14 protein-coding genes and 1 tRNA gene are annotated in these 22,376 nt (G+C 73.3%); 8 read left to right on the top strand and 7 right to left on the bottom strand.

Features of this window, described 5'->3' with window-relative positions; genetic code table 11:
- Positions 1 to 7: 7 nt before the first annotated feature.
- Positions 8 to 83: transfer RNA gene (locus WME96_RS06355), tRNA-Asn, on the bottom strand.
- A gap of 197 nt (positions 84 to 280) precedes the next feature.
- On the opposite strand from WME96_RS06355, the gene WME96_RS06350 reads away from it, so the two are divergent.
- The 4 genes from WME96_RS06350 (at position 281) to WME96_RS06335 (ending at position 9,693) form a co-directional block, all read left to right on the top strand.
- On the top strand, positions 281 to 1,930 hold the full coding sequence (locus WME96_RS06350; protein WP_437289268.1) for a lipopolysaccharide biosynthesis protein: 1,650 nt from the start codon (positions 281 to 283) through the stop codon (positions 1,928 to 1,930).
- A gap of 358 nt (positions 1,931 to 2,288) precedes the next feature.
- Positions 2,289 to 3,962, top strand: coding sequence for an energy-dependent translational throttle protein EttA (ettA, locus tag WME96_RS06345; RefSeq protein WP_433934108.1), 1,674 nt, complete (start codon positions 2,289 to 2,291; stop codon positions 3,960 to 3,962).
- 93 nt (positions 3,963 to 4,055) lie between these two features.
- Positions 4,056 to 5,159 carry an endonuclease/exonuclease/phosphatase family protein gene (locus WME96_RS06340; protein WP_437289267.1) on the top strand — a complete coding sequence of 368 codons (1,104 nt, stop codon included), beginning with the start codon at positions 4,056 to 4,058 and terminating at the stop codon, positions 5,157 to 5,159.
- Positions 5,160 to 5,193: 34 nt separating this feature from the next.
- Positions 5,194 to 9,693, top strand: coding sequence for a translocation/assembly module TamB domain-containing protein (locus WME96_RS06335; protein WP_437289266.1), 4,500 nt, complete (start codon positions 5,194 to 5,196; stop codon positions 9,691 to 9,693).
- Positions 9,694 to 9,757: 64 nt separating this feature from the next.
- Here WME96_RS06335 and WME96_RS06330 read toward each other — a convergent pair whose 3' ends face one another.
- Positions 9,758 to 10,561, bottom strand: coding sequence for a phosphate/phosphite/phosphonate ABC transporter substrate-binding protein (locus tag WME96_RS06330; protein ID WP_437289265.1), 804 nt, complete (start codon positions 10,559 to 10,561; stop codon positions 9,758 to 9,760).
- 326 nt (positions 10,562 to 10,887) lie between these two features.
- Here WME96_RS06330 and WME96_RS06325 point away from each other — a divergent pair, with 326 nt between their 5' ends.
- Both WME96_RS06325 and WME96_RS06320 read left to right on the top strand, forming a co-directional pair.
- Complete coding sequence (locus tag WME96_RS06325) at positions 10,888 to 14,394, top strand: POTRA domain-containing protein (RefSeq protein WP_437289264.1); 3,507 nt, start codon at positions 10,888 to 10,890, stop codon at positions 14,392 to 14,394.
- Between the two features lie 17 nt (positions 14,395 to 14,411).
- Positions 14,412 to 15,149: a hypothetical protein gene (locus WME96_RS06320; RefSeq protein ID WP_437289263.1), complete on the top strand. Its 738-nt coding sequence runs from the start codon at positions 14,412 to 14,414 to the stop codon at positions 15,147 to 15,149.
- Here WME96_RS06320 and WME96_RS06315 read toward each other — a convergent pair.
- From WME96_RS06315 to trpD, 5 genes are all read right to left on the bottom strand, one after another.
- Positions 15,136 to 15,495, bottom strand: a complete 360-nt coding sequence (locus tag WME96_RS06315) for a hypothetical protein (protein WP_437289262.1) — start codon at positions 15,493 to 15,495, stop codon at positions 15,136 to 15,138. The genes WME96_RS06320 and WME96_RS06315 overlap by 14 nt on opposite strands.
- A gap of 142 nt (positions 15,496 to 15,637) precedes the next feature.
- Entirely contained in the window at positions 15,638 to 16,462 is an 825-nt protein-coding gene (trpA, locus tag WME96_RS06310) for a tryptophan synthase subunit alpha (protein WP_437289261.1), read from the bottom strand.
- Positions 16,459 to 17,652 carry a tryptophan synthase subunit beta gene (gene trpB / locus WME96_RS06305; RefSeq protein ID WP_433934099.1) on the bottom strand — a complete coding sequence of 398 codons (1,194 nt, stop codon included), beginning with the start codon at positions 17,650 to 17,652 and terminating at the stop codon, positions 16,459 to 16,461. The genes trpA and trpB overlap by 4 nt, the downstream gene beginning before the upstream one ends.
- Positions 17,653 to 17,708: 56 nt before the next feature.
- Positions 17,709 to 19,175, bottom strand: coding sequence for a bifunctional indole-3-glycerol-phosphate synthase TrpC/phosphoribosylanthranilate isomerase TrpF (trpCF, locus tag WME96_RS06300; protein WP_437289260.1), 1,467 nt, complete (start codon positions 19,173 to 19,175; stop codon positions 17,709 to 17,711).
- Positions 19,168 to 20,211, bottom strand: a complete 1,044-nt coding sequence (trpD, locus tag WME96_RS06295; RefSeq protein ID WP_437292281.1) for an anthranilate phosphoribosyltransferase — start codon at positions 20,209 to 20,211, stop codon at positions 19,168 to 19,170. Before trpD ends, trpCF begins: the two co-directional genes overlap by 8 nt.
- Positions 20,212 to 21,006: 795 nt before the next feature.
- On the opposite strand from trpD, the gene WME96_RS06290 reads away from it, so the two are divergent.
- Both WME96_RS06290 and tsaA read left to right on the top strand, forming a co-directional pair.
- Positions 21,007 to 21,948, top strand: coding sequence for a hypothetical protein (locus WME96_RS06290; RefSeq protein WP_437289259.1), 942 nt, complete (start codon positions 21,007 to 21,009; stop codon positions 21,946 to 21,948).
- The gene (tsaA, locus tag WME96_RS06285) at positions 21,945 to 22,352 is read left to right on the top strand and encodes a tRNA (N6-threonylcarbamoyladenosine(37)-N6)-methyltransferase TrmO (RefSeq protein WP_437289258.1); all 408 of its coding nucleotides are present in this window, start codon (positions 21,945 to 21,947) and stop codon (positions 22,350 to 22,352) included. The genes WME96_RS06290 and tsaA overlap by 4 nt, the downstream gene beginning before the upstream one ends.
- The last annotated feature ends 24 nt before the right edge of the window (positions 22,353 to 22,376 follow it).

Here is a 22,376-nt window from a genome sequence, read left to right as displayed (position 1 = left end):
AAAGGAATGGCTCCAGCTGCTGGACTCGAACCAGCGACCCGGCGGTTAACAGCCGCCTGCTCTACCAACTGAGCTAAGCTGGAATGCGTCGGAGACGGGCGCGAGAATAGTCGGGCAGCCCTTCCCGTCAAGCGAATCCGCACGCCGCTTCACTTTGGTGACGCGCCTGCGAGCTCGCCTGCCTCCTCCCCTGCCGCGCCTGCGCCGCGCGCTTTCCCCTCGTCCCCTCGCCCGTTCCCGCGAGATTGCCCGCCCGGCGTGCTTCTGCGACAACCGCGCCGTGTCGCGCGCCGCCGAGCCCCTCCCGCCGCCGCCCGAAGCCTCCGCCCCCGCGCAGGCCCCTCCGAACCCCGCGCAGGCCGCCCCGTCCCCTGCCGCGCCCTCTCCCCCCTCTCCCGCCCCCTCCGCCGTCACCGCCCGCTCCGCCGGCCGCGGCGGCCTTGCCATCGCGGGCGCCAAGGTCTCCTTCATCGTCTTCGGCTTCGTCCAGCAGCTCATCCTCCCCCGGCTGCTCGGCACCGACGGCTACGGCGCGGTCTCCGTCGTCTTCGCCGGCGTCAGCGTCGTCAACAACGTCATCGTCGCGACCGGCATCCAGGGCGTCTCCCGCGCCGTCTCCAGCGTCGCCGAGCACCACGCCGCCGAGGCCTTCCGCCGCACGCTCGCCCTGCACGCCATCCTCGCCGTCGTCGTCTCCTCGGCCTTCGCGCTCCTCGCCGGCGCCATCGCCGACTTCTCCGAGGCCCCGCACGTCGCCGGCCCGCTGCGCCTCGCCGCCCTCATCGTCCTCCTCTACGGCCTCTACGCCCCGCTCGTCGGCGCCCTCAACGGCCAGCGGCGGTTCCTCACCCAGGCCGGCTTCGACATCGGCTACGGCGCGCTCCGCACCGCGAGCATCGCCGCCGGCGCCCTCCTCTTCCTCCGCGCGGGCCAGAGCGGCGTCCTCGGCGCCATCGCCGGCTTCGTCGCCGCCGCCGCCATCATCGCCCCCCTCGCGGCCCTCAAGACCGGCCTCGGGCGCCGCGGCAGCGCCGGCCCCTCGATCCGCGAGCACCTCGTCTTCCTCCTGCCGCTCGCGGTCTCGCAGACCTTCCTGAACTTCCTGCTCCAGACCGACTTCTTCCTCCTGCGCCGCTTCCTCGGCCAGGCCACGAACCACCTCGCCCTCGGCGCCAGGGCCGCCGACGACCTCATCGGCGTCTACCGCGGCGCGCAGCTCTTCGCGTTCCTGCCGTACCAGCTCCTCCTCTCGATCACGTTCATCCTCTTCCCGATGCTCGCCCGCGCGCACGCCGAGGCCGACAGCGCCGCGGTCCGCCGCTACACCATGACCGGCGTCCGCCTCTCGTTCCTGCTCACCGGCCTCCTCTGCGCCCCCATCTCGGGCCTCGCGCCGCACGTCCTGCGCTTCGCCTTCCCCGTCGAGATCTGGAGCCGCGGCGGCGACACGCTCCGCGTCCTCTCGCTCGGCATGGGCGCGTTCGCCGTCCTCGGCGTCGCCTCGGCCGCGCTCACCAGCCTTCACCGCGAGCGCATCGCGGCCGCGCTCACCGCCGCCACCGTCGTCCTCGTCGCGATCGGCTGCTCCGTCGCCGTCCCGCGCGCGTCCTTCGGCCCCGACATGCTCGTGAGCTCCGCGACAGCCACCTCGCTCGCGCTCGCCACGTCCGCGGTCGTCGCCGGCGTCCTGCTCCACCGCGTCGCCGGCGGCTTCGTCACCGCGAAGACGGCGCTCCGCGTGGGCCTCTCCCTCGCCGCCGCGGTCGCCGTCGGCGCGCGGCTCCCGTGGCTCGGCAAGGTCGCCGTGCTCGGCGAGGCGCTCCTCGTCGGCCTCGTCTACGTCGCGCTCCTCGTCGCCACGCGCGAGGTCGGCCGCGACGACCTCGCCACCTTACGGCAGGCGTTCGGGCGCGGCGCGCGGCGCGCCTAGCCGCTCGCCAGAAGTCCAGCCAAGGATGTGGAGAATTCAACGCAAAGGCGCAAAGGCGCAAAGGCGCAAAACTACAGAATAAAATGTCATAAATTCTTGCATTTTTGCGCCTTTGCGTTGAACTCTCTCTCTCTCTCCGCTTGCCTGCGCCGCGCCATGCCACGCCACACCGCCGCGTGCGCCCGCTCGCGTCCGTCCTGACGCACGCCCTGCGCGCCCGCCCACGGCGGCCTCGACGCCTCTTGACCGTCAGCCGGCGATCTCGCATACGGCGTCTCCTCCAGCACGGCCAGCGCCGCGCCCGCTCGAAGGCCGAGCGGCGGCTCGCGGCGCGCCGGCACCACAGGCAGGCGAAGACGTGGCTCCTCAATTCATCTTCACGATGCAGGACGTCCGGAAGGTGCACCCCCCGAACAAGGAGGTGCTGAAGGGCCTGTGGCTCTCCTTCTACCCGGGCGCGAAGATCGGCGTCCTCGGCTCCAACGGCGCCGGCAAGAGCACCCTGCTCCGCATCATGGCGGGCGTCGACAAGGAGTACCTCGGCGAGGCCAAGCCCGCCGACGGCATCCGCATCGGCTACCTCGCCCAGGAGCCGCAGCTCGAGGCCGGCAAGACCGTGCAAGAGCACGTCGAGATGGCGGTCCACGACGTCCGCTCCCTCGTCCAGCGCTTCGAGGAGATCGGCCAGAAGCTCGGCGAGTCGCCCCCCGACATGGAGGCCCTCCTCGAGGAGTACGCCGCGCTCCAGGACAAGATCGAGGCCGCGAACGGCTGGGAGATCGACCGCGTCGTCGAGCGCGCCATGGACGCCCTCCGGCTGCCCCCGCCCGACGCCGACGTCACCAAGCTCTCCGGCGGCGAGCGCCGGCGCGTCGCCCTCTGCCGGCTCCTCCTCGAGAAGCCCGACATCCTGCTCCTCGACGAGCCGACCAACCACCTCGACGCCGAGAGCGTCGCCTGGCTCGAGCGCTTCCTCCACGAGTACCCCGGCACCGTCGTCGCCGTCACCCACGACCGCTACTTCCTCGACAACGTCGCCGGCTGGATCCTCGAGCTCGACCGCGGCGCCGGCATCCCCTACGAGGGCAACTACACCGGCTGGCTCGAGCAGAAGAAGAAGCGCCTCGAGCTCGAGCAGAAGCAGGAGTCCGCGCGCAAGCGCACCCTCGAGCGCGAGCTCGAGTGGGTGCGCCTGGCCCCCCGCGCCCGCCAGGCCAAGAGCAAGGCCCGCCTCGCCGCCTACGAGTCGCTCCTCGCCGAGGACAAGTCGAAGAAGGTCGAGGAGAACGAGATCCACATCCCCGCCGGCAAGCGGCTCGGGAACGTGGTCGTCGAGGCCGATCACCTGCGCAAGGGCTTCGGCGATCGCGTCCTCATCGAGGACCTCACCTTCTCGCTCCCGCGCGGCGGCATCGTCGGCGTCATCGGCCCGAACGGCGCCGGCAAGACCACGCTCTTCCGCATGATCATGGGCCTCGATCAGCCCGACGGCGGCGCGCTCCGCATCGGCGAGACCGTCGAGCTCGCGTACGTCGACCAGTCGCGCGACGCGCTCAACCCGAACAACAACGTCTGGCAGGAGATCTCCGGCGGCGAGGACAAGCTGCTGGTCGGCAAGCGCGAGGTCAACTCGCGCGCCTACGTCGCGAGCTTCAACTTCGCCGGCAGCGACCAGCAGAAGAAGGTCCGCGACCTGTCCGGCGGCGAGCGCAACCGCCTCCACCTCGCCAAGCTGCTCCGCCGCGGCGGCAACGTCCTCCTGCTCGACGAGCCGACCAACGACCTCGACGTCGACACGCTCCGCTCGCTCGAGGAGGCGCTGCTGAACTTCGCCGGCTGCGCCGTCGTCATCAGCCACGACCGCTGGTTCCTCGACCGGATCGCGACCCACATCCTGGCGTTCGAGGGCGACAGCAAGGTCGTCTGGTTCGAGGGCAACTACGCCGACTACGAGGCCGACCTGAAGCGCCGCCTCGGCGCCGACGCGGCCGAGCCCCGCAAGATCCGCTACCGCAAGCTCACCGCGAGCTGACACGGCGCCGCGCTCCGCCGCCCGGCAAATTCCAGCACCAAAGCACGTTTCCGGTCTGGTGCGACGCCGGCGCCCGCAGTAGCTCTCCTCACCATGCACCGGAGCTCCCTTCGCGCGGGGCTCGCCGCTGCGGTCGCGGCGGGCGCGCTCGCCACCCTGGCCGCGACCGGCTGCCGGGACGCCGCCGAGACCCGCTCGCCGTTCGAGGTCGCCTCGTCCCGCGCCGGCGGCGGGACCGCTGGCGACGGCGGCGCGGGCGGCTCTGGCAACGCGGGCGGCAACGGCGCCAGCGGCTCCGGCAACGCGGTCGGCCACGGCGCCGGCGGCTCCGGCGGCGGCGATCCTCCGGTCGGCCCGCCGCCGGACGCCGCGCCGCTCGCGGTCGTCACGTGGAACACCAAGGATTTCTTCAACGACAAGGAGGACACCGACGGCGCCGAGGAGACGGTGCTCAGCCCCGCGCGCTACCGCGAGAAGCGCGAGGCGGTCGCCGCGGTGATCGAGCAGCTCGCGCCCGACGTCGCCGTCCTCCAGGAGGTCGAGCACCTCGACGTGCTCGAGGACCTGAACCGCATCGAGCTCGGCGGCGCGTACCCCCACGCCGCGCTCGTCGAGGCGTACGACCCGCGCGGCATCGACGTCGGCGCGATCTCGAAGATCCCCTTCGATAAGGTCGTCTCGCACCGGGACGACCGCTTCACGCTGCGCGGGACGCAGGGACCTGTCTATACGTTCACGCGCGACTGCCTCGAGCTCCACCTCACCCGGGGCGGCCGCAAGGTCATCCTGCTCGGGGTCCACTTCAAGGCCAAGGCCGCGCCGGACAACCCGGACCGGCGCCTCGCCGAGGCCCAGCGAACCCGCGCCATCGCCGACGCCCTCGCCGCCGAGCACCCCACCGCGGCGATCGCCGTGCTCGGCGACTTCAACGACCTGCCCGGCTCACCCCCCGTCGAGGCCGTCGCCGGCGCCGGCGACGTCGTGTTCGAGGACGTCGCGGCCGCCGCGCCGCCCGCGGACCGCTGGACGTACGACTTCAACGGACAGCTTGAGCTCATCGACCACCAGATGGTCAACCCGCTGCTCCGGGACATGCTCGACCCGGCCTCGGTCCAGATCCCCCACGACCCGTCGATCGACGACGCGAGCGATCACGCGCCCATTTTTTCCGCCTACAGGATCACCCCGCCCACGTAAGCGTTCGACCGCGCTTCAGCTAAGCTTCGCCCCGATGCACGGCACGAGGAGAAAGGGCTCCCCGCCGAGAGCCCGGAGGGACTGGGGTCGCCTCTTCGTGCGCGTGCTGTGCTTCGTGTTCGCGGTGATCGGGGGGATCCCGCTCGCGCTCGGCGTCCTCGTGCGGACCGAGACGGTGCGGGCCTGGGCCGCGTACGAGACGGCCGCGCTCCTCGAGCGCGAGCTCGGCATCACCGCCCGCTACGACGTGCGCGTCCAGGCCTGGCCGCTCATGGTCGGCCTGAACCGCCTCGTCGTCGACTCCTCGGACGGCGGCGCGCCGTTCCTCGAGCTCGAGCGCGTCGCGATCCGCCCGCGCCTGTTCTCGCTGCTCGCGGGGCACATCGACGCGGGCGACGTCGAGATCATCGGCCCCCGCGTCCGCGCCGTCGTGAAGGACGGCGAGCTCCGGAACCTCAAGCTCCCCACCACCGGGAAGAGCAGCGACGGGGGCGGGCTCGACCGCGCGCCGCTCTCCTCGGTGGCGATCACCGACGCGCGGCTCGACCTGACGATCGACAACGTCCGCATCCAGGCCCGCGAGGTCGACGTCGACGTCTCCGCCGAGCCGTCCAACGCGTTCGAGATCGCGATGCGCTCCGGCCTCGTCTCGGTCGTCCACACGCACGCCGCCCCCGGCCGCGAGGCCGAGGAGGACAGCGTCGACGAGGACGTCGTCTGCCGCTTCGACACGCGCGTCCGCGTCGAGCCCGACCGCGCGCTCGTCCGCCGGCTCATCCTGGAGGGCGCCGCCGACTTCGACCCGGATCCCGGCACCGCGCCGCCCTGCGCGCTCCCGGACGGCGACTGGCGCCGCGTGGAGCTCGAGCTCGGCGCCCTGCGCGCCGTCGGCCTGGGCGGCGGCATGCCCCACCACATCGAGGGCCGCGTGCGCGCGCGCCTGCCGGTGCCGATCGTGCACCGCTTCGTGAGCCTCCCGCCCGCGTCCGGCGCGCTCTCCATCGACGTCGCCGCCGAGTACGACGCCGCCGCCGCGCCGCTCGGCCTCGCGCTCCCCCGCGTGAAGGGCACCCTCGTGCTCGACCAGCCGGGCCTCGACGGCAGGGTCTTCGTGACGCGGCTCTCCGGCGAGGTCTCGACGACCCCCGACGCCGTGCAGCTCACGAACGCCGACGTCGCCTGGGCCGACGGGACGCTGAAGATCTCCAGCGCGGAGCTCAAGCCGTTCGAGAAGGGCATGCCGCTCCAGGCCGGGCCGATCGACCTCGCCAACATCGAGCTGCCCGGCCTGCTCCGCGATCTCGGCGTGCACCCCCAGGCGCACGTCGCCTGGACGCTGCACGAGGGCCGGTTCGATCACTTCGGCGGCACGCTCTCGCCGCTCTCGCTCGAAGGCCCGCTCGCCGTGCAGACGCGCGGCTTCGACATCTTCGACAAGCCGACCAAGGACCCGGCGCGCCAGCGCCTGATGGGCGTCAAGGAGGCCGCGATCCGCGGCTCGTTCCAGGTGCGGCAGAGCGCCGTCGTGCTCTCGGGCTTCTCGGTCGACACGCCGAGCTCGCACCTCCGGACGACCGTCTCGCTCGGCTTCAACGACCAGCTCGGGGTCGAGGTCCACCCGGGCTCGCGCGTGGACCTCGCCGAGGTCTCGCCCCTCGCCTCGCTCGAGCTCGGCGGCGTCGCCACGATGAAGGCCTCGATGCACGGCTCCTACGCGCACCCGAAGCTCAAGGGCGAGGTCGGCATCGAGAAGTTCGTGTTCACCGGCTTCCCGATCGGCGACCTCGAGCCCTCGCCTGTCGCGTTCGAGCCGCTGTTCCTGACGCTCGAGAACGCGCGCGTCCGGCACGGGGCGAGCCGCGTCCGGGTCCCCTCGATCAAGATCGACTTCGACCCGGCGGGCAACCTGCCGAAGGGCCGGCCGCTCGACAGCGCGTCGGGCGTCGTCGTTGTCGACGCGACCGTCGACACGCGCGAGGCGCCGCACCTCGCCGCGCGCGACCTGCTCGAGATGCTCCGCATGGACAAGGACCCGCGGTTCGCCGCCTACAAGGCGACCGCGAGCGGGACGGCGCGCGCGCACTTCGCGCTCGGCGGCCCGGAGGACCGATGCGGCGGCGGCTACCTCGCCGTGAGCGCCGGGATGCGGCTCAGCGGCGTGGAGCTGCTCGAGGAGCGCTTCGACGAGGGCGAGGTCGACCTCGACCTGATCTGGGACGACCAGGCCGCCGGCGCCGACGGCATGCGGCTCGACGTCCGCTCGGCGTCGCTGCGCAAGGGCACGGGCTCGGTGCTGGCGAGCGTGTCCGTGCAGCACGGCGGCGCGCTCAAGGGCAGCGTCATCGCGAGCGGCCTCCCCATCGCGCGGCTGGACGCGCTCGGGCCGGCGGCGTCGCTGGTCGACGGCTCGGTGTCGCTCGTCGCCAACCTGGGGGGCACCGTGAGCCGGATGGCCGGGTTCGCGGACGTCCACGTCTCGCGCGTCGGCATCCGCCGCTCGCACGCGAGCCTGCCCCCCTCGCGCGTCGAGCTCACCATCGTGCCGAACGACAGGGCGCCGAAGATCCTCGGCAGGACGCCGATCTGCGGCAACCCGCAGGGCGCGCCGTTCGATCCGGCGGAGTATGAGCGCGACCTCCCCGACGGGTCGTTCGTCGCGAACGGCTCGCTGTTCGGCGGGCAGGTCGCGCTCGAGGGCCTCCGCGTCACGCGCCAGCAGCGCAAGATCGTCGACGGCAAGGTGCGCATGGACGCGCTCGACCTCGGCACGCTCGCGAACCTGATCCCCGGCGTCGCGTTCTCGGCGGCGCCGCCGAAGGGCACGCTCACTGCCTCGCTCGACATCGAGCGGCTGCCGCTCGCCGACTTCCGGCAGGCGGCGCTCACGCTCAAGGTCGACGCGCTCAAGCTGGAGCGCGCGGGCCAGGGGCTGAACCTCACGAGCCCGAGCGGGCCGATCCGCCTCGCGGGCAACGCGGTGAAGGTGCCGGAGCTCCGGCTCGAGGCGCACACCGCCTCGCGCCTGTCCGCCGCCTTCACCGCGTCCGGCGAGGTGAAGCGGGTGTTCACCGCGCCGGACCTCGACGTCGCCATCCGGGTGAGCCCGACGAACCTGTCGCGGCTCAGCGCCGACATCCCGCAGATCCGGCACGCGCGGGGCACGGTGCAGGCCGAGGTGCAGGTGACAGGGCCGCTCGCGGGGCTGCGCTACGCGGGCTCGGCGACGCTCAAGGAGGGCGAGCTCGACGTCGTGGGCCTGCCGGTGTCGCTCGACGACATCGACGTGGAGATCGCGATCGGCGGCGACCAGGTGCGCCTCACGAAGGCGAGCGCGCGGGTCGGCTCGGGCACGGTGACCGCGGTCGGGCACATGCCGGTCCGCGGCCTGGCCCTCGGCACGGCGCAGGCCTCGATCGTGGCGACCGGCGTGAAGCTGCCTGTCGCGGAGGGCGTGAACCTCACCGCGAACGCGAACCTCTCCGCGAGCTTCCGGCCCGGCGTCGAGGACGACGAGGCGGGCGAGAAGAACCTGCCGTCGGTGAAGGGCACGATCACGCTCACGTCGTTCAGCTACACGCGGCCGATCCTGATGAGCGTCGACCTCGACGACCTGACGGGCCGCCAGCGGACGGCGGTGCAGACCTACGACCCCGCGGCCGACGTGGTCCGGTTCGACGTCACGGTCCTGTCGCCGAACCCGCTCCGCTTCTCGAACGATCTCGCGGACATGCGGCTCGAGGTCTCGCCGACGGGGCTCGCGCTCTCGGGCACGAACCAGCGCTTCGGCGCGCGCGGCTCGCTGCGCATCCTGCCCGACTCGAAGCTCATGCTGCGGAGCACCGAGTTCGAGGTCCGGGAGGGTTACGTCCGGTTCGACGACCCGTTCCGCATCGCGCCCAAGGTCGACGTGCGCGCCGAGAGCGAGTACCGCCGCTACACGTCGGCGAGCAGCAGCGCCGCGGCCGACCCGGCCGCCGGCGCGGAGGCGGCGGCGCCCACGGCCGCGGGCCTCGGCGCCGGCGCGAACCCGACCGGGCAGTGGCGCATCAAGCTGCACGCGCAGGGCGACGCCGACAACCTCCGGCTCAACCTCACGAGCGATCCGCCGCTCAGCCAGGAGGACATCGTCCTGCTGCTCACGCTCGGCATGACGCGCGCCGAGCTCAACCAGGGCGTCGTGTCGTCGCTCGGCGAGACGATGGGCCTGGAGGCGCTCTCGTCGCTGACGGGCGCCGACAAGGCGGTGAAGACGATCGTGCCGATCATCGACGAGTTCCGCTTCGGCACCGGCTACTCGTCGAAGAACGGCGCCCCGGAGCCGACGGTGACGCTGGGCAAGCGCATCACGGACGCGGTCCGCGCCAACGTCACCACGGGGCTCTCGCAGGGCAGCCAGGTGCGCGCGGGCGTCGAGGTGAAGCTCAGCGACCGCATGAGCCTGCAGGGGTCGTACGACAACACCAACGACGCCTCCTCGAGCTCACCGCTCGGCAACGTGGGCGCCGACCTCCGCTGGCGGCTGGAGTTCGAGTAAAGCCGCGGAGCCCGGGGCAACCGGGCAACGGCAGCGGAGCGCCGGCGGCCCGGCGCTCGCAGGATCAGCTGGCCGACGCGAGCGCCGCGTCGAGGGCGCCGTAGCGGTCGTCGCGGCCGACGACCCACTGCCGGTGGCCCATGAGCTCGAAGATGCGCCGGTGCTTCGGGTTCTTCCAGGTCATGCCGAGCAGCACGCGCTGGAACGCCTCGGCCTTCGCCTCGGGCAGCGCCGGCAGCGCGTCGAACATCGCGAAGTCGTAGGCCGGCGTCGTCCAGAGGACGTCGACCCGCCGGAGGTCGATGTGGCCGTTCGCCTGCTCGGAGAGCCACACCGCGTCCCCGACCGCCGCCGCCTGCGCCTTGCCCTCGTGCAGCGCCGCGAGCGCCTGGATCTCGCTCGTCGCGGTGTCCCCGTGCTTGCCGACGTCCACCTCGAACGGCATGAGCTGGATCTTCTCCACCGCCACCCCCGCCTGCCGGAGGAAGTGGAGCGGGAGGATGCGCGCGTGCGCCGAGTCGGCGCTCCCGACCGCGAGCACCTTGCCCTCGAGGTCGCTCAGCGACCCGACCGCGGCGTCGCGGCGGACGAGGAGCTTGCTGTGGAAGTCGCGGTCGATCTCGCGCATGGCGAGCGAGCGGGACCGACCCTCGGTCTGCCGCTTGACCCGCACGTGCGCCATCGCGCTGTCCCAGGCGACGTCGATGTGCCCGCGGACCAGCGACTCCACCTGGCGCTCGTAGGTAGAGAAGAGCGCGAAATCAATCAGGATTCCATGCTCGCGGAAGTGCTCACGCAGGAGCTCCCACAGCGTGACCACCTTGGCGTCGTGCGCCACGGCGCCGACCAGCATCGCCAGGTCCTTCATCCGGTGCCTCGCACGGGCGGCGACGCTAGCACGAGGTCCGCCCGCCGAGAGCCCCACGTCTCGCACATCGACACCCCGGAGCGCGATCCGGTCCGGCCCGGCCGGGCCGGGGGCTGGAGCGCGCGCGGATCGCGTTGCCGCGCGCACCTCGCGCGGCGGCGGGGACGACGCGCCGGCACGAACGCCGCGCGGGCGGCCTCTTGCCCCCCGGCGGCCCAACCGGGCTACGCTGCGCTCCTCGTGCACGCCGGCGCCGGTTCGTTTCGATTTCGTCCCCCGGCGCTCCGCGCTTGATGGCTCGCCTTCGCTCCACCCTCATTCCCGTTTTGCTCGGCCTTTTGCCGCTCGGCGCGACCGCCGTCGACGCGCGCGCCGATCAGGCGCCTGCGCGCCAGGCCAACCAGGTTGAGGTCAACCCCAACCAGGTTGGGGTCAACCCCGGTGGGGCCAACCCCGGGGTCAATCCCAACCAGGTTGGGGCCAACCCCGGCGGCCAGCCCCAGGCCGACCCCAACCAGGTTGGGGCCAACCCCGGCGGCCAGCCCCAGGCCGGCCCGGCCGCCGACCAGGTCGAGGCCCGCCCCGCCCCCTCGGGCGACGCGGGCACCGAGGCGACCGACGTGCCGTCGCTCCAGGAGCCGCTCGCCCTGGGAGAGCTCGTCGGCAAGCCGATCGTCCGCATCGACGTCGTCGCCCAGGGCGACCGCTGGCTCAGCGTGGCGCCGGTCACCAGCGTCGAGCTCGGCGAGCCGCTCAGCCCCGACGCCGCGCGCCGCGGGATGCGCGAGCTGCTCGCCTCCGGCAACTTCGCCCGCGCGTCGGCCGAGGCGCGCCTGCTGCCGGACGGCGCCGCGCTCCGGATCGTCGTCGTCCCGCGCCGGCGCGTCGCGACCATCCAGATCACCGGCGGCGCCCTCGACCGGCAGGACACCCTCCGGGCCGCCGGCGTCGCCGACGGCGGCGAGATCACCGCCGCGGCGCTCGCCGAGATCGGCCCCCGCATCCGCGCGTTCTACGCGCAGCACGGCTACCCGGCCGCCGCGGTCACGGTGCGCGCCGTCGACACCGACGACCCGACCCAGGTCGTCCTCGCCCTCAACGTCGAGGCCGGCGCCCCGCGCCTCGTCTCGCAGCGCGTCTTCGTCGTGGCGCCGCGCGCCGACCGCGAGCTCGGCTCGCTCAAGGAGCGCTACCCCCTCGGCGTCGGCGCCCGCGTCGACGAGCCCGCGCTCGCCGACGCCGACCGCGAGATGACCGAGCTGCTCCGCCGGAGCGGCTTTCACTACGCCCGGGTCTCCCACCGCGTGCTCGCGGTCGGCCCGAACAACTACCTCTACGTCTACCTCGAGCCCGGCGCGCGCATCGTCCCCGCCTTCGACGGCAACCGCGCCTTCGACGACGACGCCCTCGAGGCCGCGCTCGGCCTCGGCGAGGCGACCGACACCAAGCCGGGCGACCTCGCCGATCGGCTGCGCTCGTTCTACGTCGTGCGCGGCTTCCTCGACGCCGAGGTCACCCCTTCCCTGGACGGCAAGCCCGACGATCCGGTCCGCTACCTGACCTTCACCGTCCGCGAGAACGAGCAGGTGCGCGTCACGAAGCGCGTCTTCCCCTGCCTCACGGGCGACCTCAGCGCCGACGACCTCGGCCGCGAGATCGAGAGCTTCCTCGAGGAGGACCTGCCCGGCGACGACTTCGCGGTCCCCGACCCGCGCGGCGTCGCGGACCTGTTCGGCCCGACCCGCGGCGCCGGCGGCCGGGCGCGCCCGGTCGAGCTCATCCCGGCGATGACGTACGCGCCGGAGACCTACGACCGCGCCCTCAAGCACCTGCGCGACCTCTACTTCAGCAAGGGCTACCTCAACGCCGTCGTCGGCCCCGTCTCCGTGCTCCGCGCCACCTGCTCGCGCCGCTCTCCGCCGGGCGCCTGCGTCCCCGAGCCCGTCGCCGAGCGCGTCACCGCCCAGTGCCGCACCGACGCGCTGGGCCTCCCGCTCCCCGAGCCGCCCGTCCCCGCGGCCCTGACCTGCCGCCCCGACCCCGCGCGGAACGTCACGTGCGCCCCCGAGGTGACGCTCCGCATCCCGGTCCACCCCGGCCCGCAGACGGTGCTCTACGACCTCGCCTTCGAGGGGAACAAGGGCTTCTGCGCGCAGACGGGCCTCGGCGAGCGCGACAAGACCTTCTGCGCGGAGGAGCGGCCGTTCAGCGAGCGCTGGCTCAGCGACATCGCCGATCTCGAGCTCGGCAAGCCGCTCTCGACGCTCGCCCTCGACGCCGCGCGGCTGCGCATCCTCGATGCCTACCGCGATCTCGGCTACGCGTTCGCCGAGGTCCGCGCCGCCATCGAGCCGTCGCCCGACCGCACGCGCGCCCGCGCGCGGTTCATCGTGTCGGAGCGCGATCGGGTGTTCGTCACCGGCATCGTCGTCAAGGGGGCTGTCCGGACGGACGAGCGGCTCATCCTCCGCCGCGTGCTGCTGCGCGAGGGCGCCCCGTTCCGGCAGTCGCAGGCCCGGCTGAGCGAGGAGCGCATCGCGACGCTCGGGCCGTTCTCGAGCGTGTCGATCTCGCTCGAGGACCCGGACGTCCCGCAGAAGAACAAGCGGGTCATCGTCCACGTGGTCGAGCAGCTGCCGCAGTACCTCAACCCGCAGATCGGGTTCTCGACCGGCGAGGGCGTCCGCGCCGCCTTCGAGTATGGACACCGCAACATCGGCGGCCTCGCCGTCGGCCTGACGATGCGCGTCCAGCTCAGCTACCTGTTCGAGTTCATGATCGTCGACCCCGCGGCGCGCCGTCACTACGAGCAGCTCCAGGGCACCCAGCGGCTCGAGCGCCGCAACACCGTCTCGGTCACGCTCCCGGACATCGGGCTGGGCCCGCTGGTCAGCCTGTCGCTGTCGGGCGTCGAGATGCGCGACAACCAGCTCGATTTCGGCTTCGAGAAGCAGGCGATCATCCCCGCGCTCACGTACCGGCCGCGGCGCGCGGTGACGGCGCAGCTCGCCGTCTCCACCGAGCTGAACGCGGTCGACTTCTTCCAGGGCGACGCCGCCAGCGACCCGGCCGAGGCGGCCGAGGCGGCCGACGACAAGCGAGACATCCTCGACCAGCTCCGCATGCCCGAGGGCCGCACGATCGCCCTGGCGCAGCGGCTGGACGCGTCCTGGGACACCCGCGACGTCCCCTTCGCCGCGACGCGCGGCTTCCTCCTCTCCGGCGGGGTCGAGCACGTCGACGCGTTCGACGTGTTCGACTCGGGCGAGGCCCAGTCGAGCTTCCCCGAGAGCCATTTCCTGCGGTTCACGGGCCGCGTGTCGGGCTACATCCCGCTCTCGCGCCGGTCGGGGCTCACCCTCGCGCTGAGCCTGTCGGGCGGGTACATCCAGCCGCTCGTGGCCGAGAGCGGGACGTACCCCGATCGCCTGTTCTTCCTCGGCGGCGTCGACTCGCTCCGCTCCCACCTGGCCGAGTCGCTGTACCCCGAGGACGGGCTCGAGGAGGCGAGGAAGGCCGTCGGCGAGGGGTCCGACATCACGACCGAGGACATCCCCCGCGGCGGGACGGTCATGGTGAACCCGCGCGCCGAGCTGCGCGTTCCGCTGACCGATCTGCTCCAGCTCGGCCTGTTCCTCGACGCAGGCAACCTCTGGATCAGGGCGAGGAACGTCAACCTCGATCCGCGGCTGCTCCGCTACGGGCTCGGCGCCGGTCTGCGGGTGAACACCCCCATCGGCCCCCTCGCCTTCGACTACGGCTTCAACCTGGACCCGCGCGAGGAGCTGAACGAGATCGACGGCGCCCTCCACTTCTCCGTCGGGCTCTTCTGACAGACGAGGCTCCCCTGATGAACCGTTCTTTCCGTGGTTGTGCGCTGCTCGCCCTGACATCGGTCCTGACGATCTTCGGCTGTGGGGACGACAGCGCCGCGCCGAGCAGCTCGGGGACCGCGTCCGGCGGCGGGGAGGGAGGCCAGGGCGGGCACGGCGCGGCGGGCAGCGGCACCGCGGGCGGCGGCGCAGCCGTCGGCGGCGATGCGGCAGCCGGCGGCAGCGATGCGGCAGGCGGCGGCGCGGCGTCGACCGGCTCGGGCGGGGCGGCGGTGTGCGGCGACGCGCGGTGCGAGGCGCCCGAGACGTGCGGCTCGTGCGCGGACGACTGCGGCGTGTGCCCGCCGGTCTGCGGCGACGGCACGTGCGAGCCCGAGAGGGAGACCTGCCATGCGTGCGCGACCGACTGCGGCGAGTGCCCGGCGGGCGAATGCAGCCACGACGTGTGCGAGGAGGGCGACCCGCTCGTCGCCGGCTGCGACCCGTGCGTCACCGCGCTGTGCACGCGGGACCCGGCGTGCTGCATGAGCGCGTGGGGCCCCGACTGCGTGGAGGGCCTCGCCACCGCCTGCGGGCGGGCCTGCGGGTGCGCGCACGACCTCTGCGAGACGGGCAAGTCGCTCGACGCCGCGTGCAATGGCTGCGTCGAGACCGTGTGCGACCCGACCGAGGGCGACGGCTATTGCTGCATGTTCGACTGGGACGAGAGCTGCATCGCGCTCGCGCAGATGCGGTGCGGCCTCACGTGCCCGTGATCCCGGCGCGCCGCCGGCCCCCGCTCGCCTGCCACGCGCAGCGCGGGGGCGCGGCGTAGCTCACGCCGCGCACGGCGTGCAGGCCGAGGTCCGGGAGCGCCACGCCGAGGACCAGGTGGCCGCAGGCGGGGACGCCGGCCGGCCACCCCTCGCGCTGGCCGCCCAGCGCGGCCGCGTGGAGCGCGATCGACACGGGGCCGGCCGCGAGGTGGAAGGCCGCTGTCGCGGGGGCCCCGCCGGCGCCCAGCGCCTCCGCAAGGGCGCCGGCCGAGGCCTCGAGGTGCGCCGAGGCCACGCCGAGGGCCGCGGCGGCGAGGAGCGCTGTCGTGTTCGTGGTCAGCCGCATGGGCGTCTCCTGGAAGCGAAAGCCATCCTGGCGAGGACCGCCGTCGCGCGACAGCGGCGTGCAGCGAGCCGCGCGGCCGCTGCAGGGAGCGCGGCTCGCCCCGCGGCGAGCCGCCCCGTGGGGCCGCGACAGGCAGCGCCGATCAGCGCGCCGTGGCCGCCTTCATCTCCCGGACGAAGCCCGCGACAGCGCGCGCGGCCGCCTCGGGATCCCCGAGGTTCGCGGCGACCCGCTGGACGACAGCGGACCCGCTGACAACGCCGAACGCCCCGGCGCCGAGGGCGGCGCGCACGTGCTCGGGCTTGGAGATGCCGAACCCGAGGATCGCGGGCGGCGCGCCGAACCGGCGCAGCGTCTCGAAGAGCGTCCCGTGGCTGAGCTGGAGCTGCTCGTCGGCCCCGGTCACGCCCTTGCGCGTCACGCAGTAGGTGTACGCGGCGCACCGCTCCGCGAGCATCTGCAGCGTCGCCTCCGAGGCGTTGAGCGGCGCGATCAGCACCGGCGCGACGCCCACCGCGCGCGCCGCCGCCACGTAGGGCTCCGACTCCCGCACGGGCACGTCGGCGACGAGCACGCTGTCGACCCCGGCCGCGGCCACCGACGCGTAGAAGCCGTTGAGATCGCGGTGCTTCACCAGGTTCGCGTACGTCAGGATGCCGACCGGCACCTCCGGCGCCTCCGCCCGGAACCGACCGAGGAGCTCGATGCAGTCCGCCGGCCGCACGCCGGCCGAGAGCGCCCGCACGGCGGCGGCCTGGATCGTCGGGCCGTCCGCGATCGGGTCCGAGAACGGGATCCCGACCTCGATCGCGTCCGCCCCGCCCTCCACGGCCGCGCGCAGCAGCCGCGCGCTCGTGGCGATGTCGGGATCCCCGAGCATCAGGAACGGGATGAACGCCCCCTCGCCCCGCTGCCGCAGCCGATCGAATGCGCGATCGTAGCGCGTCGTCATCGCCTCCCGACTCATGTCGACCTCCCGGGATCGAGCAGCTTCTGCGCCTGCTCCATGTCCTTGTCTCCGCGCCCCGACAGGTTCACGACGAGCACCGCCTCGCGCCCTGCCTGCGCCGCCTCCGCCGCCATCTTCAGCGCGTGCGCGATCGCGTGCGCCGACTCGAACGCGGGGATGATGCCCTCGCTCCGCGCGAGCTTCTGGAACGCGTCGAGCGCCTCGTCGTCGGTCGCCGCCACGTAGGTCGCCCGGCCCGACGTCATGAGGTGCGCGTGCTCCGGCCCGACGCCGGGGTAGTCGAGCCCCGCCGAGACGGAGTGCGTCTCGGCGACCTGCCCGTGCTCGTCCTGGAGGATGTAGGTCTCCGACCCGTGCAGCACGCCCGGACGGCCCTTGAGGAGCGTCGCGCCGTGCTTGTCGGTCGAGAGCCCGTGGCCGGCGGGCTCGACGCCGATCAGCGCGACGCCCTTGTCCGGGATGAACTCGGAGAAGATGCCCATCGCGTTGCTGCCGCCGCCCACGCACGCGACCACCGCGTCGGGCAGGCGCCCCTCGGTCTCCAGGATCTGGGCCCGCGCCTCGCGGCCGATCACCCACTGGAAGTCGCGCACGATCGTGGGGAACGGGTGCGGCCCCGCGACCGTCCCGATGAGGTAGTGCGTGTCCTCGTAGCTCTCGGTCCAGTAGCGCAGCGCCTCGTTGAGGGCGTCCTTCAGCGTCTGCGTGCCCGAGCTCACCGGCACCACCTCGGCCCCCATGAGGCGCATCCGGAAGACGTTGAGCCGCTGCCGCTCGACGTCCTTCGCGCCCATGTAGATGCGCGTGGGCATCCCGAGCAGGGCCCCGATCATCGCCGTCGCGACGCCGTGCTGGCCCGCCCCGGTCTCGGCGATGAGCCGCTTCTTGCCCATGCGCCGCGCGAGAAGCCCCTGGCCGAGCGCCTGGTTCGTCTTGTGGGCGCCGCCGTGGAGCAGGTCCTCGCGCTTGAGGTACACCTTCACGCGCGGATCGCCGGTCAGGTTGCGGCACAGGGTGAGCGGCGTCGGGCGCCCCGCGTAGGTCGTCAGCAGCGCGTTGAACTCCGCCGCGAACGACGGATCGCCGCGCGCCTCCAGGTACGCGCGCTCGAGCTGCTCGAGCGCGGGCACGAGGATCTCCGGGACATAGGCGCCGCCGAAGGCGCCAAAGCGACCGCTTTGCTGCATGGTGATTGCCTCGATCGTCGATGTGCGTGGTGCGTTGTGCGTCGTGGAAGATGCGGTCAGGGGGAAGCGCGGTCCGCCGGGCCCGCGGGGTCGGGGTCGTGGCGCGAGGGGCCGCGCGCGCCGTCGAACAGCCGCACGAGCAGGTCGGCGCACTTCGCGCCGGGCGCGCTCTCGACCCCCGAGCTCACGTCGAGCGCCCACGTCCCCACCCGGCGCGCCGCGGCGATGTTGTCCGGGTTGAGCCCGCCCGCGAGCAGGCTCCGCGCCCGCGCCGGGTGGCCCTCGATCGCGCTCCAGGTGAACGTCCGGCCGGTGCCGCCCCGCGCCTCCGCGGTGCGCGTGTCGAAGACGAGCCGGTCGGCGCGGCGCTCGACCTCGGCGCCCGCGCCGGCGTCGCCCGCCGCGCCCGCCGGCTCGCCGGACGGCGCCATCGGAACCGCCTTCCAGACCTCGCAGCCCTCGGGCAGCGCGCGCCGCAGCGCCTCGACGAACGCGGCGTCCTCGTCGCCGTGGAGCTGCACGGCGCGGAGCCCGAGCGCCCGCGCCGTATCGGCGACGAAGTCCGCGGGTTGATTGAGGAAAACGCCGACGAAGGGCAGCCCCGCCGCGGTGGCGACCACGATCTCGGCCTGCTCGCGGGTCACCCGCCGCGGCGACGCCTCGGCGAAGACGAGGCCGCCGAAGCGGGCGCCGAGCCGCTCCGCCTCGCGCGAGTCCCCGGGCCGGGTCAGGCCGCAGACCTTCACCCGGCCGTTCACGAGCGCGCGCGCGGCGTCCGCGATGTCGGGGCTGCGCATGAGCGACGTGCCGACGAGGAACCCGTCGACCGAGCGCGCGAGCCGATCCACGTGGGCGCGCGACTCGACGCCCGACTCCGCGATGACGATCCGGTCGCGCGGCACGCGCGGGGCGAGCCGCTCCGAGACGGCGAGATCGACCTTGAGCGTCTTCAGGTCGCGGTTGTTGATGCCGATCACGGGCGCCGGCAGCGCGAGCGCGCGGTCGAGCTCCGCCTCGTCGTGGACCTCGACGAGGCAGTCCATGCCGAGCGCCTCGGCGGCGCCGAGGCACACGAGCGCTGTCGCGTCGTCCAGCACCGACAGCATGAGCAGGATCGCGTCCGCGCCGTGCGCCCGCGCCTCGACCACCTGGTAGGGGGTCACGACGAAGTCCTTGCAGAGGATCGGGACGTCCAGGACCGCGCGCACGGCCTGGAGGATCTCGAAGCTGCCCTGGAAGAAGGGCTCGTCGGTCAGCACGCTCACCGCGTCGGCGACGCCGTAGTACGCGGCGGCGACGGCGTGCGGGTCGAAGTCCGGGCGGATCAGCCCCTCGGACGGGGACGCCTTCTTGCACTCCAGGATGAACCGCGCGCCCGGCGCGGACAGCGCGCGCCGCAGGCTCCGCGACGTGGGCGAGGCCTTCGCCCTGAGGTCGGCGAGCGGGGTCCGCCGCTCGCGCTCGGCGACGTCCGCCCGTTTCCTCTCCACGATGCGCGCGAGGACATTGCTCTGCTCAGCCATGATGCGCCTCCTTCCGGGCTTCCTGGGCCGCATCCCGGCTCAGCGCCACGAAGCGCGTGAGCCGCTCGCCCGCCCGGCCCGACCGCAGCGCGTCGAGCGCCACGGCCGTCCCCTCGCGCAGGCTGTCGGCGCGCCCGCCGATCCAGAGCAGCGCGCCCGCGTTGATCGCGACGGCGTCGGTGTGCGCGGGCTCGCCGCGGCCGGCGAGGAGGTTGCGGAGCCACGCCGCGTTGGCCTGCGGGCCGGCGCCCCGGAGCGCCTCGAGCGGCGCGGGCGCGACCCCGGCGTCCGTCGGCTCGATCGTGAGCTCCTCGACGACCCCGTCGCGGAGCCGGGCGGCGCGGGTCGGGGCGTGCAGGGCGATCTCGTCGAGCCCGCCGCCGTGGACGACGAGGGCGGACTGACAGCCGAGCATCCCGAGCGTGCGCGCGGCGGGGACGACGAGCTCCGGGTCGTAGATGCCCATCACCTGGATGGGCGGCGCGCTCGGGTTCACGAGGGGGCCGAGCAGGTTCATGATGGTGCGCACCTTGAGGGCGCGGCGCACGGGCATCGCGTGGCGGAGCCCCGCGTGGTACTGCGGCGCGAAGAGGAAGCAGAAGCCGACCTCGTCGAGGGCCCGGCGCGAGACCTCGGCCGGCGGGTCGAGCCGGGCGCCGAGCGCCTCGAGCGCGTCGGCGGAGCCGCACTGGGACGAGACCGAGCGATTGCCGTGCTTGGCGATCGGCAGCCCCCCTTCGGCGGCGACGAAGCCGACGGCGGTCGACACGTTGACGGTGGACTGCCCGTCCCCGCCGGTGCCGCAGCAGTCGGCGTACGCGTAGGCCGGCCGCGCGAACGGCGCCGACGCCCCCCGGAGGGCGCGCGCGGCGCCCGCGATCTCGGCGGGGGTCTCGCCCTTCGCCTTGAGCGCGACGAGCAGCGCCGAGAGCTCGATCTCGGTCAGCGCCCCCGCGACAACGTCGCGGAAGAGCGCCTCGGTCTGCTCCGTGGAGAGGTCCACGCCCGCGCAGAGCGCATCGATCACTGCATGCATCATGGTTCGCTCCTCATGTTCACGGCCGTTCTGGCGGACACAGCTCCTCGAGATTCGAACATCGGACTGCGGCGCCCTGCATACCGGACAAAAACGAAAAGGCCCACCGTTGTTCGGCGGGCCCTCTTTCTTCTTTCTTCAGGTCGGCCTCCTCTCAGGGAGGCGCGTTACCCGTCGTGAGGGCCCGCCGCGGTAGACCGCCAGCGCCACCAGCGAAGGCCGGCGACCGCGCGCACGGCGGCGCCGAGGACGAGCGCCTCGGAGCCGGAGCGAGCGCAGGACGCGGTGAGCGCGCGGGGCATGCGGGAAACATAGCTTGCGGTCGCGCGCGGGGTCAAGCGGGTTCGCGGCGGTTCCCGCTTCGCTGGTTCTGCCTGTCTTCCGACGACGGCGGCGCGACGAGGCGCGGCGCGGCGCGCGGTGGTCCACGGCGCGCGGGGCGCGTGGCTGTGTGCGGCGGTGCCCTGTGGCCCTGAGCGTCTGGCGATGTCCTCGCCGTCGGGACGCGGGTGTGCGGGACAGACGCGCTGCCAAAGGCAGTGAGACGAGGGATACCAGGCTCGGCGCGCTCCCTTCGCTGTCCGGGCGTCCTGGAGTTGCTCACTCGAAGAAAGCATCTCTGCGACAGGCCCGGACTCGGCGACCGCGCCGCGCAGGCCCCTTATCGCTGCTCCCGCTGGACGCGGGGCGGCGGCCCGCCATGGCGCCGCCACCCCCGGCGCGTACGAGACGCGCGACATGGCCGGTGTTTTTGTGCTGCGCGCCCTGGCACACGCCCTGCCAGCGGCGCTTCGCATGGGAGATGCCGACATCGCGTTACGCCATATCGCCCGGAGGCGCCCCGAAGACCTGGCGCGCGCCTTTGTCCCCGAGGGCCGCGCTGTCGAGGTCCTCGGCTGGATCGACACCCAGGTCACCAAGATCGAGCGTCGCCTCGACAAGGCACTGCGCCTGCGCATCGACGGCCAGCCGCGCGTGCTGCACGTCGAGTTCTGCTTTGCGCTGCGCGACGACGTTCCGGATCAGGTGTTCGAGTACGTCGGCTTCCTCTTCGCCGCGCTGCGCATCGAAGCGCCTGGAGAGCGGGTGCCGCCCATCGAGAGCGTCGCCGTGGTCCTCTCGGGCCGCAGGCGGCGCTTGCCTGCCCTCGGCGTGCGCCGTACGGCCTGGCCGGAGCGGCGGTTCAGCGGCGTGCACTTCCGCATCGACGCGGTCTATCAACGCACGGTCGCCGAGCTCCGGGCGCGCGGCAGCGTGCTCTGGCTGGCGTTCGCGCCGCTCGCCAGGGACGCGACCGCGGAGGTGATGCGGGAGGTCGTCGCCGAGATCCACGCGCGGGCGACGACCGGCGAGGAGCGGGCGGAGCTGTACACGGCGTTCCTGGTGCTGGCGACCATCGACCCCTGGGGGCACAATCTGCAAAAGGAGCTCATCACGATGGTGGAGGACATGGAGGAAGGGCTGCTCCGGCGCACGCCGATCATCGGCGAGATGATCATCGAGGCCGAGCAGAGGGCCGAGCAGAGGGGGCAGTTGCAGGGCCGTGAGGAGGCGATCGCCGAGCTGCTCGGCCGCCTCTTCGCGCGGCGGGTCGGGCGGCGCCCCACCACCGAGGAGGAGCGCTCGATCCTCGATCGGGCGCGCGCGCTCGGCCCGGGCGAGGTCGAGGACGCGCTGCTCGACCTCGAGGGCGACGCGCTGGTGCGCTGGCTCGCCGAGCCGGCGCGCCGCTCGTGAGCGTTGCTGCGGTCGGCGCTCCGCTGCGGCCCATCGGCGTGATCTGCTCCGCGCTCAAAGAGCGCAGCCAGGCGCCCAGACAAGGCTCGGAGGGAGCGCCCGATGCCTGGCTCGAGGTGTACCCGTGGGCGGCGGAAGGACTGCAGGGTCTCACCGTCGGCGATGAGATCATCGTCATCACGTGGTTTCACCAGGCACGCCGCGACGTCTTCCTGGTCCACCCGCGGTCCGACCCGCGCAATCCGCTCACGGGTGTCTTCGCGACGCGATCTCCGGACAGACCGAATCCGCTCGGGCTTCATCCCGTCGTTGTGCGCGCGATCGAGGGGAACCGCCTGCGCATCGGTCCCATCGAGGCCATCGACGGGACCCCGGTCGTCGACATCAAGCCGGTGCTGAGGTGAGGCGCGTCGTGCCACGCCACGGAG

This window comes from Sorangium sp. So ce406, from assembly GCF_051474675.1.
GTDB lineage: Bacteria > Myxococcota_A > Polyangia > Polyangiales > Polyangiaceae > Sorangium > Sorangium cellulosum_G.
Note: the sequence above shows the minus strand (reverse complement) of the source record. Positions and strands in the feature narration are given on the sequence as shown.

What these genes read in the sequence shown, in the direction of transcription:
- WME96_RS06340 (WP_437289267.1), top strand. Translation starts at nt 4,056, where the DNA reads ATGCACCGGAGCTCCCTTCGCGCGGGGCTCGCCGCTGCGGTCGCGGCG.
- WME96_RS06335 (WP_437289266.1), top strand. Translation starts at nt 5,194, where the DNA reads ATGCACGGCACGAGGAGAAAGGGCTCCCCGCCGAGAGCCCGGAGGGAC.
- WME96_RS06330 (WP_437289265.1), bottom strand. Translation starts at nt 10,561, where the DNA reads ATGAAGGACCTGGCGATGCTGGTCGGCGCCGTGGCGCACGACGCCAAG.
- WME96_RS06320 (WP_437289263.1), top strand. Translation starts at nt 14,412, where the DNA reads ATGAACCGTTCTTTCCGTGGTTGTGCGCTGCTCGCCCTGACATCGGTC.
- WME96_RS06315 (WP_437289262.1), bottom strand. Translation starts at nt 15,495, where the DNA reads ATGCGGCTGACCACGAACACGACAGCGCTCCTCGCCGCCGCGGCCCTC.
- trpA (WP_437289261.1), bottom strand. Translation starts at nt 16,462, where the DNA reads ATGAGTCGGGAGGCGATGACGACGCGCTACGATCGCGCATTCGATCGG.
- trpB (WP_433934099.1), bottom strand. Translation starts at nt 17,652, where the DNA reads ATGCAGCAAAGCGGTCGCTTTGGCGCCTTCGGCGGCGCCTATGTCCCG.
- trpCF (WP_437289260.1), bottom strand. Translation starts at nt 19,175, where the DNA reads ATGGCTGAGCAGAGCAATGTCCTCGCGCGCATCGTGGAGAGGAAACGG.
- trpD (WP_437292281.1), bottom strand. Translation starts at nt 20,211, where the DNA reads ATGCATGCAGTGATCGATGCGCTCTGCGCGGGCGTGGACCTCTCCACG.
- WME96_RS06290 (WP_437289259.1), top strand. Translation starts at nt 21,007, where the DNA reads ATGGGAGATGCCGACATCGCGTTACGCCATATCGCCCGGAGGCGCCCC.